Annotated in this window: 11 protein-coding genes; 5 read left to right on the top strand and 6 right to left on the bottom strand. The window is 70.5% G+C overall.

Annotated elements, in window-relative coordinates; translation table 11 throughout:
* Positions 1–28 precede the first annotated feature (28 nt).
* Positions 29–844 (bottom strand): phosphatase PAP2 family protein, encoded by an 816-nt coding sequence (locus IPI43_23040; GenBank protein MBK7776971.1) that lies wholly within the window; start codon positions 842–844, stop codon positions 29–31.
* A 79-nt stretch (positions 845–923) separates the two neighbouring features.
* Between IPI43_23040 and IPI43_23035 the strand changes: the two genes are divergently transcribed.
* Entirely contained in the window at positions 924–2,399 is a 1,476-nt protein-coding gene (locus tag IPI43_23035) for a cytochrome P450 (protein MBK7776970.1), read from the top strand.
* A 51-nt stretch (positions 2,400–2,450) separates the two neighbouring features.
* Entirely contained in the window at positions 2,451–2,924 is a 474-nt protein-coding gene (locus tag IPI43_23030) for a hypothetical protein (GenBank protein ID MBK7776969.1), read from the top strand.
* A 22-nt stretch (positions 2,925–2,946) separates the two neighbouring features.
* Here IPI43_23030 and IPI43_23025 read toward each other — a convergent pair whose 3' ends face one another.
* Complete coding sequence (locus IPI43_23025) at positions 2,947–4,305, bottom strand: M20/M25/M40 family metallo-hydrolase (protein MBK7776968.1); 1,359 nt, start codon at positions 4,303–4,305, stop codon at positions 2,947–2,949.
* 49 nt (positions 4,306–4,354) lie between these two features.
* Positions 4,355–5,299: a universal stress protein gene (locus tag IPI43_23020; GenBank protein MBK7776967.1), complete on the bottom strand. Its 945-nt coding sequence runs from the start codon at positions 5,297–5,299 to the stop codon at positions 4,355–4,357.
* Between the two features lie 75 nt (positions 5,300–5,374).
* Between IPI43_23020 and IPI43_23015 the strand changes: the two genes are divergently transcribed.
* Positions 5,375–6,286, top strand: a complete 912-nt coding sequence (locus IPI43_23015) for an alpha/beta hydrolase (GenBank protein ID MBK7776966.1) — start codon at positions 5,375–5,377, stop codon at positions 6,284–6,286.
* Positions 6,287–6,302: 16 nt separating this feature from the next.
* Here the strand turns inward: IPI43_23015 and IPI43_23010 are convergent, their stop codons facing one another.
* Both IPI43_23010 and IPI43_23005 read right to left on the bottom strand, forming a co-directional pair.
* The gene (locus IPI43_23010; GenBank protein ID MBK7776965.1) at positions 6,303–6,872 is read right to left on the bottom strand and encodes a hypothetical protein; all 570 of its coding nucleotides are present in this window, start codon (positions 6,870–6,872) and stop codon (positions 6,303–6,305) included.
* A gap of 468 nt (positions 6,873–7,340) precedes the next feature.
* Positions 7,341–7,988 carry a metallophosphoesterase family protein gene (locus IPI43_23005; protein MBK7776964.1) on the bottom strand — a complete coding sequence of 216 codons (648 nt, stop codon included), beginning with the start codon at positions 7,986–7,988 and terminating at the stop codon, positions 7,341–7,343.
* Between the two features lie 91 nt (positions 7,989–8,079).
* Here IPI43_23005 and IPI43_23000 point away from each other — a divergent pair, with 91 nt between their 5' ends.
* Positions 8,080–8,559, top strand: a complete 480-nt coding sequence (locus IPI43_23000) for a hypothetical protein (protein ID MBK7776963.1) — start codon at positions 8,080–8,082, stop codon at positions 8,557–8,559.
* Positions 8,556–9,626, top strand: a complete 1,071-nt coding sequence (locus tag IPI43_22995) for a tetratricopeptide repeat protein (protein MBK7776962.1) — start codon at positions 8,556–8,558, stop codon at positions 9,624–9,626. The genes IPI43_23000 and IPI43_22995 overlap by 4 nt, the downstream gene beginning before the upstream one ends.
* 1,592 nt (positions 9,627–11,218) lie before the next feature.
* Here IPI43_22995 and IPI43_22990 read toward each other — a convergent pair.
* The gene (locus IPI43_22990) at positions 11,219–12,157 is read right to left on the bottom strand and encodes a DUF4388 domain-containing protein (protein MBK7776961.1); all 939 of its coding nucleotides are present in this window, start codon (positions 12,155–12,157) and stop codon (positions 11,219–11,221) included.
* Between the last annotated feature and the right edge of the window lie 100 nt (positions 12,158–12,257).

The raw sequence follows: 12,257 nt of genomic DNA, 5'->3' as shown, positions 1-12,257 counted from the left end.
GGGCGGCGCGCGTCAGGGGGCCCGGCGCTCAGAATGAGCCGTGCAACATGAGCCCGCGCCCCATGGGCGACACGGAGACGCGCCGCGCTTCGTTGGACCGCACGTGGAGCGCCGCCGTGCCGAGCCCCACGCCGAGGCCGATGCCGAAACCCACGCCCACGTCCACCAGCGAGTGGGCGCCCGCTCGGACACGCAGCGCCGCCGTGGTGACCGACAGCAACGTCACGCCGAGCGCGAGCGGCGCTAGCCGGTCGTCACGCCCCGTGGGGAGCAGCCACATGCCCAAGAGCCCACCGGCGATGGAGGCCGAGCTGGCAGCGTGCCCGGAGGGGAACGACCGGCGGTGGTCGCGCTCATCGCTGGGGATGCCGGCCTCCGCGTCACACACCCCCTCGCTGCCTTGCCACGCGTAGGGGCGGCAGACGCCCAGGTTCTTGAGCGTGCCCGTGATGCCCGAGGTCATGACGAACGACTCGAAGAGCACGATGGGCACACGCAGCGCCCGCGCGTACTCGCCCTCGCGGCTCCCATCGAGCACGAACCCGACGATGGGGCCGAGCGAGAGCACCAGCCCCACCGTGATGTCCGACGCGAGGTCCGCGCCGTCTTGATGAGCATGCTCGCCGCCACGGCCCAGCGGTGCGGTGTCGCGGTCGCGCGGGGTCACGGCAAAGTGGGAGGTGAGGTAGAGCACCCCTCCGGTCGCCACGTAGCCGAGGTCGTAGGCGAAGTGCGGCATGGAAAGCTGGACCTCGCGCGGGGCCTGCTGGGCATGGACGGGGCCACCCAGCGCGAGGGTGAGCCCGCACACGGCGACGAAGAGGGAGGCAGCACGGCGGCGCACCGGGGAAGCGTGGCACAGCCGGCGCGCCCAGGCTTCGCGGGCACACCTCGCGCGCTGCTGATATTCTCGGCGTCCCCCCATGTTCTCCTTCCACGACCGCCACCCTCACCTCCCGCCCACCCTCCGCATGTCCCGCGTGCGGCAGACCCAGCGCTTCGTCACGGATCTCGGCGCCTTCTTCGACGAAGGCGTGCGGGACATGGGCGACGCCTTCAGCCTCGACATCATCGGCTACGGCCCGCTGGTGGTGTTCTCGGACGAAGAGTCCGTGAAGCGCATCACGGCCGCGCGCCCCGAGGAGTTCACCCACGCCAACGACATCGTGGCGTTCTTCGTGGGTCAGAGCTCCATCTTCTTGCTGGACGGCGACGCACACAAGCACGCACGGCGGCGCACGCTCTCCGCCTTCGCGGGCGACCGCATGAAGCGCTACGGCGAGGTCATGAAGCGCGCGGCAGACCGCTACATTGACGGCCTCGGCCCCAACCAGACCATCTCGGCCATGGACGCGGGCACCACCATGGCGCTCGAGATCATCCTGATCGCGCTGTTCGGCATGGAGCCGGGGCCCGAATACGACCAGCTGGACGCCGCCATCCGGGGTTTCATGGAAGGGGGCCACAGCCCCGTGGCCAGCCTGCTGTCCTACTGGCTGCCGGCGTCCACCATGCGCGGGCTTATCCTGGGCGACCGCGACCCGGCGACCATGGCCAAGCGTCCCATGTCCCCGCTGGGGCGCGCGCTGGGCAAGACGTCCGCCATCCGCTCCGGCCGCGTGCTCACGGAGCTGCTGCTGCAGTTGGTGCAGGAGCGCCGCCGCACGCTCGACCGCGCCAGTGACGACGGCCTCTCGCACATCCTGCGCACCGCGCGCGACGAAGGACACGCCTACGACGACGCCGCTGCGTTCGACGAGAGCCTGACGCTGCTGCTGGCGGGGCACGACACCACGGCCATCACGCTGTCGCGCGCGCTCTACCGCCTGTCCACGGCGCCGCGCGTGGTGGAGGTCATGCGCGGCGAGCTGGACGCCGAGTTCCCCGACCAGCCCATCGACCCGGCGCGCATCGAGGCCCTGCCCTACCTGGACGCCGTGGTGAACGAGTGCCTGCGCCTGGACGCCCTGGCCCGCGGCGCCACACGCCGGCTGCTGCGCCCCATGAACTTCGGCGGCTACGACCTGCCCGCCGGCACGCTGGTCACGGGCTACGTCTACCCGCGCCAGCGCGACAAGGCCTCGTGGGAGCAGCCCGATGACTTCTACCCCGAGCAGTTCATGGGCAAGCGCGTGAAGCCGCACGAGTTCGCGCCCTTCGGCGTGGGCTTCCGGCGCTGCGCAGGCGCCGCCTTCGCCACCTACGAAATGAAGATCCTGCTGGCCGAGTTCGTGCGCCGCGTGGACTTCCGCGTGCCCGCTGGCTACGTGCTGCGCGAGGGCATGCTGGGCCCCATGATCGCCCCGGTGGGCCCGGTGCCGGTGGAGATTCTCGCCGTGCGCCCCGACGTCGGCTCGGCGGGCAAAGCGCGCGCGGGTCGGTCGGAAGCCACCGCCTAGGGCACCGCGCGGCCCTTCGCAGATGTGCTCCAGTTGGGTAGGCTGTTCGCCATGCGCACCCGCACCACTCGCCTGGTCATGCTGGCCTGCTCCCTCGTCGCCGCGTCGTGCGGTGGGGGGACCACGCCCGAGCCACTGCTCGCCACCACGCTGGTGGGCTCCTACGCGGGCGAGGAGTTCATCCCGGTGAACGGCTTCGCAACCGTCTACCAAGGCAATGCGATCATCGTGCTCAGTGATGCGGCCGTGGCGTGTGGGACCGAAGACAACAACACCCCGCCCCCGGGACACACCACGGCACTCAACCTCCCCGCGCTGGCCGTTGGCAGCTACGGCAACGTCTTCGTGCAGATGTACAACAACGTGGGCCGGTTCGATGGCGCGGGGCAGAACTCGGGCTCGGTCACCATCTCCTCGGTGACGGACGAGTCCATCGTGGGCGAGGTGAGCTTCAACTACACCGACAACGAGGACCGCGAGTTCAGCTTCACGGGCACGTTCGAAGTGGCCCACTGCGCGTACTGACGCTGGGGCACAGCGGGGCTGCTCACACGCCCGCGAAGCGCACCAGCAAATCGGTGAGCGTCTCGGTGCCCCAGCGCAGGCCGTCCACCGGGATGCGCTCGTTGTGGCCGTGGAACATGTCGGCGAACTTCATGCCCTTGGGCAGCTTCACGGGGGCGAAGCCGTACCACCGCGCGCCGATGCTGGTGAAGGCGGTGGCGTCGGTGAAGCCCGGCATCAGGTAGGGCACCAGCGGCGCGTCGGGCTCGCGGTCCGCCATGACGGCGTGGATGCAGTCGAGGAAGCTGGACTCGCGCGGCGACGTGACCATGGGGTTCCAGGCGTTGGTGACCTCGAGCTCGAACTCGGGACCCAGCACCGCCTGCAGCTCGGCCAGGAACTCCTCGGTGGTGGTGCCCGGCAGCACGCGCCCGTCGATGTCCACCTCGGCCAGCGACGGGATGACGTTGGTCTTGCTGCCCGCGCGCAGCACGGTGGGTGAGGCCGTGTTGCCCAGCATGGCCCCGAGCGCGCGCGCCACGCTCTGGTCCGGCAGGAGGCGCAGCAGGTGCGGCGCGATGCCCGGCTCCAGCAAGCGCGGCAGCAGCGCCTTCAACGCCGCCGGCTGCCCCTCGGCCAGCGCCAGCACGAAGTCGCGCATGACGGGCGTGACGCGCCGCGAGAGCCCCTTCTTGCGCAGCCGCTCGATGCCCGCCGCCAGCTTGTGCACCGACGAGTCCGGCCTCGGCAGCGAGCCGTGCCCGGGCTCACCACGCACGCGCGCCTTCACCCAGCAAACGCCCTTCTCGGCCACCTGCACCACGAAGAAGTTCTTGTTGCCGAGGTGCATGTTGAAGCCGCCGCCCTCGCCCAGCGCGAACTCCGCGCGCACCAGCTCGGGGTGGTGGTCGGCCAGCCAGAACGAGCCGTGCTTGCAGCCGGCTTCTTCGTCCGCCACGCCCGCGAAGATGAGGTCGCGGTCGAGCGGCACGCGCTCCTGCGCCAAGCGCTTGATGACGGCCACCGACATGGCAGCCATGTTCTTCATGTCGATGGCGCCGCGCCCCCACAGGCAGCCGTCCGCGATGACGCCCGCGAAGGGCGGGTGGTCCCAGTGCTCCGGGTCCACGCCCACCACGTCGAGGTGCGCCGTGAGCAGCAGCGGCGGCTTCCCCACGTCGTGCGTCGCCTTCAAGCGCGCCACCACGTTGGCCCGTCCGGGAGCGCTCTCGAGGATCACCGGCTCGAGCCCGCCCGCGCGCAGCTCGGTGGCACACAGGTCCGCGGCCTCGCGCTCGTTGCCCGGGGGGTTGGTGGTGTCGATGCGGAGCAGCGCCTGGCAGAGGTCGACCGAGTGCTGGGCGAGCGCCGCGTCGGCGCGGAAGGGGGAAGACGGAGGCATGCCGGGAATGTATTCGAAGTCGGCCCCTCCGTGGCGACCGACCTCGCGGTCAGCCGCGCACGATGAGCAACGGCAACGTGGTGCGCTTGGCGCAGCGCTCGGCCGTGCTGCCCAGCACCATGTGGTCCAGCATGGAGCGGTTGTGCGAGCCCATGACCATGCCCGAGGCGCCCGCGTCGCGCGCGGCGTCGATGAGCTCTTCGTGGATGCTGTGCTGGGCCACGCGCACGTGCTCGTGCACCGTGAGCCCTTGGATGGCGCTGGCCAAGCGGTGGAGCCGGGCCTTGCCGTCGTTGCACACCACGGTGGAGGGTGCGCCCTCGAGGTTGTCGGGGCACGGGGAGTTCGAGTCCCCGCGGTACTTCACGGGCAGGATGTGGACCAGGTGCAGCTCGCCGCCCGCCTTGCGCGCGAGGTCGGCCGCGATGTCGAGGGCCCGCGCGGTCACGGACGAGAAGTCCACGGCCACCATCAGCGCCCGAAACGGTGCCTCGGCGGGAGCGGTCTCTTGGCTGGGCACCACCCAAACGGGCGCGCGCGAGTGACGCACCACGCGGTCGGCCGTGGAGCCCAACAGGAACTCGCCGATGGCGCCCAGCGCGCGCTCGCCGGGGCCCTTGGCGTGCGGACCCACCACGATGAAGCTCGCCTTGGTCTCCTGGCTGCGCTGCAGCAGCACCTCCCACACGCGGCCGTCCGCGATGCCCGTCTCGCAGCGCGCGCCGAGGGCCTCGCAGCGGGTGCGCTCCACGTCCAGCTTGATGCCCTGCGACGCGAGACGCCGCTCGAGCCGTGTGCGGATGGCGTCCACGTAGTCGGTCACGGCGGGGTCCGTGTGCTCGGGCAGGTCCTCCACGTTGACCATGTCCACCACGTGCAGCAGCTCGAGGGTGGCGGGGACCGTCTTCGCGAGCATCGCCGCGAAGTGGACGGCCTCGTGGCTGGCCTCGGTCAGGTCGGTCGCCACCAATACGCGTTCGGTCGTGCCAGTCATGCTCGTGCTTCCTTTGCGGCGGAGCCTACCACCCCGCGCCGGGGTGTGCCGCGCTCGTGTAGACTGCCCGGCATCATGCCCTTCGTCCCCATGCGAGATGGCTCACGGCTCCACGTGCGGGTGGTGGGCAGCGGGCCGCCCGTGCTCATGCTCCCCGGCCTCGGGATGGCCAGCGCGCACTGGCTGCCGTTCGTGCTGCCCCACGCGCACCGCTTCCGCTTCTACATGCCGGACTTCCGCGGGCACGGCCCCTCGCGGCACCTGCGCCTCACGCAGCCCGACGTGTTCGAGAGCCACGCGCAGGACGTGAAGGACGTGGTGGCCCACTTCGGGCTCACCGACTACCTGCTGGCAGGCATCTCGCTGGGCGCCACCACGGCGCTGCACGTTCGGCGCGAGACCGGGTTCGAGGGCGTGCGCGGCTACCTGCACATCGACCAGTCGCCCAACGTGCTGAACGGACCGGACTGGCAGCACGGGCTCGCCGGAGAACGTCAGGACGAGCTGTTCCGCCACATGCAGGCCGCGCTGCGCGTGCTGGCACACCACCCGGACGCCGAGTTCTTCGACGAGCTGCCGCAAAGCGTGCGCGTCTCGCTGGCGTTCACGCTGTCATCGCTGATTGGGGTGCTGGGCGCCGCTCCAGCCCGCGAACGCTTCATCCGGCGGGCGCTGCCCAGGCTGCCAGCGGCCATCGCGCGCCGCGTGCCGCTGCTGCGCCTCGACGACATGCGCGCCTACCTCACGGCGTACTCGGGCGGCGGCCACGACTACCGGCCCGCGCTCGCTCACGGAGACGTGCCCGTGACGCTCATGGTGGGCATGAACTCCCCGCTCTACGCCCCTGCCGGGCAGGAGCTGGTGGCCACGCAGGCCAAGCGCGGCCGGGTGGTGCGCTTCCACCGCTCGGGCCACGCGCCGCTGCTGGACGAGCCGCGCAAGTTCGTGCGCGAGTTCGCGCGGTTCCTCTCGCAGGCGCCGGCGTGAGCCAGCCGTCAGCCAATCACGGGCCGACGCGAGTGAAGTCCGACAGGTGCGTGATGTACCAGCGCTCGTCCCAGGCGATCATGGTGCGCACCAAGATGCGGTGCTCCTGCCCGCCGCTGCGGTACACGATGTGGTTGTGGCGCTGCGCCCAGTAAGGCAGCCGGTTGGTCTCCTCGCGCAGCACCACCCAGCTGCGGCGCCCCGAGAACTCGAAGCGCACGAACTCCGCGTCGGCGGGCACCGTGCCGTGCAGGGTGTGGATGTCGTTCTCGTACATGCGCACGATGCGCGCGTGCAGGCCGTCCGGGTCCGAGATGCCCTTGATGGCCGCGAAGATCTCGCGGGGCATGAAGAAGTCCATGGCACGCGCCGGGTCGTCGGCCACGATGGCCGCCAGCAACACGCGCGCTCGCTCCTCCACGTCGCCCATGCCGGGCCGCGGCGGGGCCTCGGTCAGGTTGCGGCGGTTGCCGGCCGGCACGGGGATGTCCTGCGCCGAGAGGGGGTGGCCGCTGACAGCCAGCACGAAGAGCGAGAGCGCAAGGAACAGCGCGGAGCGCGTCGAGGGAAGAACGGGAGAACTCATGCCGGAGGCCTACCGCGCCGGACGGAGTCCTCAAGGCCTCGCGCGCCGTCACTCGGCGCTCCGTCCTTATGCCCGCGGGAGAAAACACGCGCGGGTGCAAGCCGAATGCCCTCGGGCTGGGTCTTCGCGTCGCGGTCGCCTCGCAGGGCCACCTGCCACGCTGGCACTCCTGGGAAGCGCTCCACCAGGTAGCGCAGCCCTCCGTCGAGCGGGCCGCTCGTGAGCTTGGACGCCACGAACAGGATGTGCCGGAGTCCGCCGATCAAGATGCATGCGGCTGTCCACGTCGCAGAGGGTCACCGCCTTGCAGCGGATCCGGAGGTGCATCAGCACGTGAACCGCCCACGGTGTTGATCAGGCGCTTCGTGCGCACCCATGCCCAATGAGGTGGTACCGCCGCCGCGCCTTATTCACCCCCCCACCTCTCGCCGCCCTTCACGGGCGACGGCCTCCTGTCCCGCCCAACGCCTAGAACGTGACGAAGTCCTGCAGGATCTCGGTGCCGTCGAGGCGGGGATTCAAGATCGTGAAGTGCGCCACCTCGCCCCCTGGCGCCTGGCCCACGGAGCCCACGTTGATGACGTGGGCGCCGGTGAGCGCGCGCTGGAAGGGCACGTGCGTGGACCCCACCACGAAGATGTCCGCCGGGTCGCTGTCCAAGAGGTCGATGAGCTCGTCGTCGTCCAGGTCGTGGCTGAGCTCGGCACCGGTGCCGATGGGCGACTCGTGCGTCATCAGGATCTCGCGGCCGTCGATCATGGGGATGCGCAGGCGCTCCGGCAGGCGCCGGATGGACGCCAACACCAGCTCGCCCAGGTCGCGGCGTGTGTTCAGGAAGCGCTCCATGCGCCGCCGCTGGTGCTCATCGGTGGGGCTGAGCGTGGCCGGGTCCACCATGCACAGCGCCGTGTCGCTGGCGCCTCGCGTGCAGCGCGCGTTCACCGACTGCAGCTTGCGCCAGACCTCGAGGGGCTGGTCGCCGCCCAGGAGCAGGTCGCCCGCCACGTAGATGTCGCTCACCTCGCGGCGGGCCAGCTCTTCGAGCACGGCCTCGAGCGGCGCGAGCGCCCCGTGGATGTCGGACAGGAAGGCCATCGGTTTGGCGGCAGGCGGCATGGTGCCTGGCTATAGCAGCCGAACGCCGTGCGCGGGCAGCCGGCTGTCAGGTTGTTGGTAGTCTGATGTAGGCAAATGTACGCTCACGCTCATGCTGAGCCCGGCCCCCCGCATCCCCCCCAGCCGTCCGTCCATCGCGCGCGCCACCCGTGGCCGCCTCGTGCGCCGCGAGGAGCGCATCACCCTCACGCGCGAAGCCGAGGAGGCGCTGTTCCGCTTCGGGGAGCTGCTGTCCGAGGGCAGCCAGGCGCTGCGGCCCAGCCGCGACGGGCACCCGCGCTACTTCGGCACGTCCATGTTCAGCGTGGACCTCGACGCTGTGGCGCGTGAGCTGTGTGCCCCCCGCACGCCCAAGGCCTTCGCCGAGCTGCGTGAGGCCGTGGACGGCTCCATGCGCGTGCGCCTGCGGCTGATGCGCTGGGCTCGCGCCGAGGCCGCGCGTCGTGTACCAAGCCACCTCTTGGGCACGGCGCACATCGAGACGCGAGTGCGCCTGGACGAGAACCAGCTACACATCGACATCGATCTCGAAGTACCTATTGAAGTACTGTCGGAGCGGAGCATCCCTTGAGCGAAGAGCGCGACAACGTCATCCACGTCGCTTTCGGCCGAGATGGCGTCGGAACGCGCATCGCTGCGCCCGCCCCGCTGGCCCCCAGCCCGAGTGAGGCACCGAAGCCCCAGAAGCCGTCGGACGATCCGCTGGCCGACCTGTACTCCACGGCCGACGTGGCGAAGCTCTTCGACCTGAGGGAGAGCCGCCTGCGCAGCTGGGCCAAGTCGGGCTTCATCACGCCCTCGGCCACGGTGGGCAAGAAGCAGCTCTACACCTTCCAGGACCTGGTCAGCGTGCGCGCCGCCAAGGCCCTGCTGGAGCGCGGCGTCCCGCAGAAGCGCGTGAAGGACTCGGTGGACGCCATCCGCCGCACCCTCCCCAAGGTCACCCGCCCGCTGGCCGAGCTGCGCGTCACCGAAGAGGGCGGCTCGGTGGTCATGCGCGACCGCCTCGGTGCGTTCGTGCCCACCACGGGGCAGCAAGTCATCGACTTCGACGTCTCGGCCGTGCGAGACGACGTGGTGCGCGTGCTGCGCACCGGGCCCACCGCCGAGGCCCGCCGCAGCGCGTACGAGCACTACTTGGAAGGCTGTCGCCTGGACGAAGACGAGGCCACCTTCGAGCGCGCCGAGGCTGCTTACTTGGCGGCGCTGCGGTTGGACGCTTCGCTCGGAAACGCACACACGAACCTCGGGAACTTGTGTTACCGGCGCGGCCGCGTGGAGGACGCGCGCCGGCACTACACGAACGCGCTGCGCATCGATGGCGAGCAGCCCGAGGCGCACTACAACCTGGGGTTCCTGGCGCTGGACGCGGGGGACCCAACGAACGCGGTGCTGTCGTTCGAGCGCGCGCTGGCTTCGGACCCGTCGTTCGCGGACGCGCACTTCAACTTGGCCATGGCGTACGAGGAGCTGGGGCGCGCGCGGGATGCGAAGCCGCACTGGGAGACGTACTTGGCGCTGGAGCCCGCGGGGAGCTGGGCGTCGATCGCGGGTGGCGCTGGGGGGGGGGTGTGTTGTGTTCCTCTCGGGGTCTTTCTTTTTGGTCAGGGTGGGTCAACGGTGGTGGGGGGGGGGTGAAGTGCAGGGGGGTCTCAGACGGGAATCTGACCAGCGCGAGGGGGGCTGGTGCTCTGCAGGAGGTGAGGGGGCCTCGGGGCCCGGGAAGGGGCGGAAGTGCACCATACTGATTTCTGCGCCTGGCGCCGGGGGTGAGGCGGCGTGGCCTCGAGCCCCCGCGGCGTGGCCCTCGCTGACGCTTCGCGCGGACGCTCGCGAGTTCTTCCGCGTTCGGCCGCACCACGACGCTGCCGCGAGTCGCGTCCACGATCAAGGTGTCCCCAGGCCTTGCCCAGTCGCTCAGGCTCTCGATGGACGCGATGGTCGGCATCTCGCAGACGCGCAGCACCTCGGCGACCGTCGAGGCCGGGTCGAGCTCGGCGGCGACCAGCAGGGCCGCCGACCGCCGATGGATGGCGTGCATCGCGAGGAACAGGTTCGGAACCTCGGGGATGAGCAGCGCCTGGCCGGGCCGGCCGATGGTGGTCCCGGCGGCGCGCACCACCGCGACCATGCACAGCCCGGCGACGTCGGCCGCGCGGTTCTGGACCCAGTCGCCCTGCATCCGTGCCGCGGGCGAGCGACGCGCGGCGAGCGCGTACTCGCGGATGGTCGCGCGGATGCCGTGCAACATGCCGAGCCGCTCGCAGCGGTCGAGCAGCTCCTCGCGGAAGCGCGCGTCGTCGAGCAGGAGGCGGGTGGCGGTCAGGTTTGCGAACGCACTGGGGGAGAGCCGGGGTCCGATGCGGGCGATGAACTGGTCGGCGTCCTCGCGGATCCCGTCGAGCGTCATCGGGAGAGACGCCGGCTGGGTGCCCGCGATGACCGAGTCGAGCGTCGGCAGCGCCTCGAGCTGGGCGAGCACCGACCCCGGCGCGATGCTCGTGCCGCGGACACGGACCGTGCGTCCGTCGGTGCTGCTGCTCGCCTCGGCCTGGGTGTGGCGGGCGTTCGCGCACACGAGCGCGAGCGTAACTGACGCCGCGAGCGAGGTGACCAGCACCACGTCGTCGTCCGTGAAGCCCACGTTGGGCTCACGCTGGAGCACGACCACGCCGATGGCCCTGCCCGCGACCGGGAGCGGCACGGCCAGGTAGTCGGGGAACGCCTCTTCACCGATGCCGCTCACGGCCTTGTACAGGGACTCGGCCGCGCTGGTGGAGGTCGAGACGGGCTGCAGGCACGCGGCCGCGAAGCCGGTCACACCCTCGCCGATCGCGAGCCGCACGTTGCCGACGCTCCCCTCCCGGAGGCCGACGTTCGCCCGCATGACCAGCGCGTCGGCGTCTTGCTCCCTCTCGAGCAGGTACACGCTGACCACGGGGGCCGGAGCGGCGTCGGCGATGCGGGAGCAGAGCTGCTCGAGGACGATCGGCAGCGGACGCGCCGATGTCGCGACCCGCGCGAGGTCGACCACCGTGTCGGTTCGCTCACCCGTTCGTCGTTCGAGAGGTCGGTCCACGACAGCTACGTACCACGTGGACAGGCGTTTGCGTCGTCGACGGGTCGCACCACCCCTACGACGACAGCCCAGGACAAAGCCTCCTGCAGCCGGCCACGTCGAGCACGAGAAGAGCACCGTCCGTCGCGCGGCCGACGTGTACGTGCCCCGCTCAGATGACCTTCAGGTACCCCGTCTTGATCAGCTTCACGATCAGCTCGCTGGTCCGCACGTCCCCCGCCAGGCTCTTGTTGAGCACCGTCTCCACGCGCGAGTAGTTGTGCGCGATCTGCAGGATATCCAGCTGGTCGGGCGTCAGTTCACGCAGCGGCGGAATGAGCGGTGAGCACATCTCGAGCTGGGCGCTGTGCGGCGGGAGCTCGGGGCCCAGGCGCTTCACCTCGTCCAGCTGGCGCATGGCCTCCATGAGCAGCCCTTCGGTGCTCATCTCGATCTGGCTCGGGAACTCGCGCTCCTCGGGCTGCTCCATGTCGAAGGTGCCGTCCTCCCAGGTGAGGATGCGGTAGAAGCTCTTCTCGGGCGGGACGTCGTAGTGGTCGTTGACCGCCGCGAAGTGCACGCGCCCCTTGTCGAGGTGCAGCTTGCCCACGTCGGTCTCGGTGCGCACCACCAGCGTGCCGCTCTTCTTGCTGGCCGCGAACAGCTGCAGCAGGTCCGGGAGCGGCACCTCGGCGATGGAGCCGGTCATGGTGCGCACCTGCGAGGTGCGCTTGCCGGCGGCCACGTCTTCGAGCGCGGCCTTGGCCTCGCGCATGGTGGCTGCACCCTCGGTGGCCACCACCTTGATGATGCTGGTGCCGATGAGCACCCGGTCGCCCTCGGAGAGCTTCGAGCGCTTGATGCGCTCGCCGTTCACGAAGCTGCCGTTGGTGGACCCCAGGTCCTGGATGAAGATCTGCCCGTTGGTGACGGTGATCTTGGCGTGGCGGCGCGAGACCATGTCCTCCACCAGGACCATGTCCAGCTCACCGGAGCGACCGACCACGACCTCACCGTTCTCAGGCAACGGGAATTCGCCACCTTGATACTTCCCGGAGATGAAGCGGAGTGCAAAGGCACGGGCGGGCCGCGAGGGCGGCGGCGGCGTCATGTTCGGGATAGGCGTCTCCACGTGCTGTATCGGTGCGGGTCACCACCCGCAGAGCGCAAGGCTAGAAGGGCAAGGGGCACCGGGTCAAGGACGAGGTGAG

It is taken from the genome of Sandaracinaceae bacterium (genome assembly GCA_016706685.1).
In the GTDB taxonomy this organism is placed as follows: domain Bacteria; phylum Myxococcota_A; class Polyangia; order Polyangiales; family Houyiibacteriaceae; genus JADJJE01.
This window is presented reverse-complemented; position numbering and strand designations above follow the sequence as displayed.

Coding starts and splice junctions, on each gene's coding strand:
- IPI43_23035 (MBK7776970.1), top strand. CDS start 924: ATGTTCTCCTTCCACGACCGCCACCCTCACCTCCCGCCCACCCTCCGC.
- IPI43_23030 (MBK7776969.1), top strand. CDS start 2,451: ATGCGCACCCGCACCACTCGCCTGGTCATGCTGGCCTGCTCCCTCGTC.
- IPI43_23025 (MBK7776968.1), bottom strand. CDS start 4,305: ATGCCTCCGTCTTCCCCCTTCCGCGCCGACGCGGCGCTCGCCCAGCAC.
- IPI43_23020 (MBK7776967.1), bottom strand. CDS start 5,299: ATGACTGGCACGACCGAACGCGTATTGGTGGCGACCGACCTGACCGAG.
- IPI43_23015 (MBK7776966.1), top strand. CDS start 5,375: ATGCCCTTCGTCCCCATGCGAGATGGCTCACGGCTCCACGTGCGGGTG.
- IPI43_23010 (MBK7776965.1), bottom strand. CDS start 6,872: ATGAGTTCTCCCGTTCTTCCCTCGACGCGCTCCGCGCTGTTCCTTGCG.
- IPI43_23005 (MBK7776964.1), bottom strand. CDS start 7,988: ATGCCGCCTGCCGCCAAACCGATGGCCTTCCTGTCCGACATCCACGGG.
- IPI43_23000 (MBK7776963.1), top strand. CDS start 8,080: ATGCTGAGCCCGGCCCCCCGCATCCCCCCCAGCCGTCCGTCCATCGCG.
- IPI43_22990 (MBK7776961.1), bottom strand. CDS start 12,157: ATGACGCCGCCGCCGCCCTCGCGGCCCGCCCGTGCCTTTGCACTCCGC.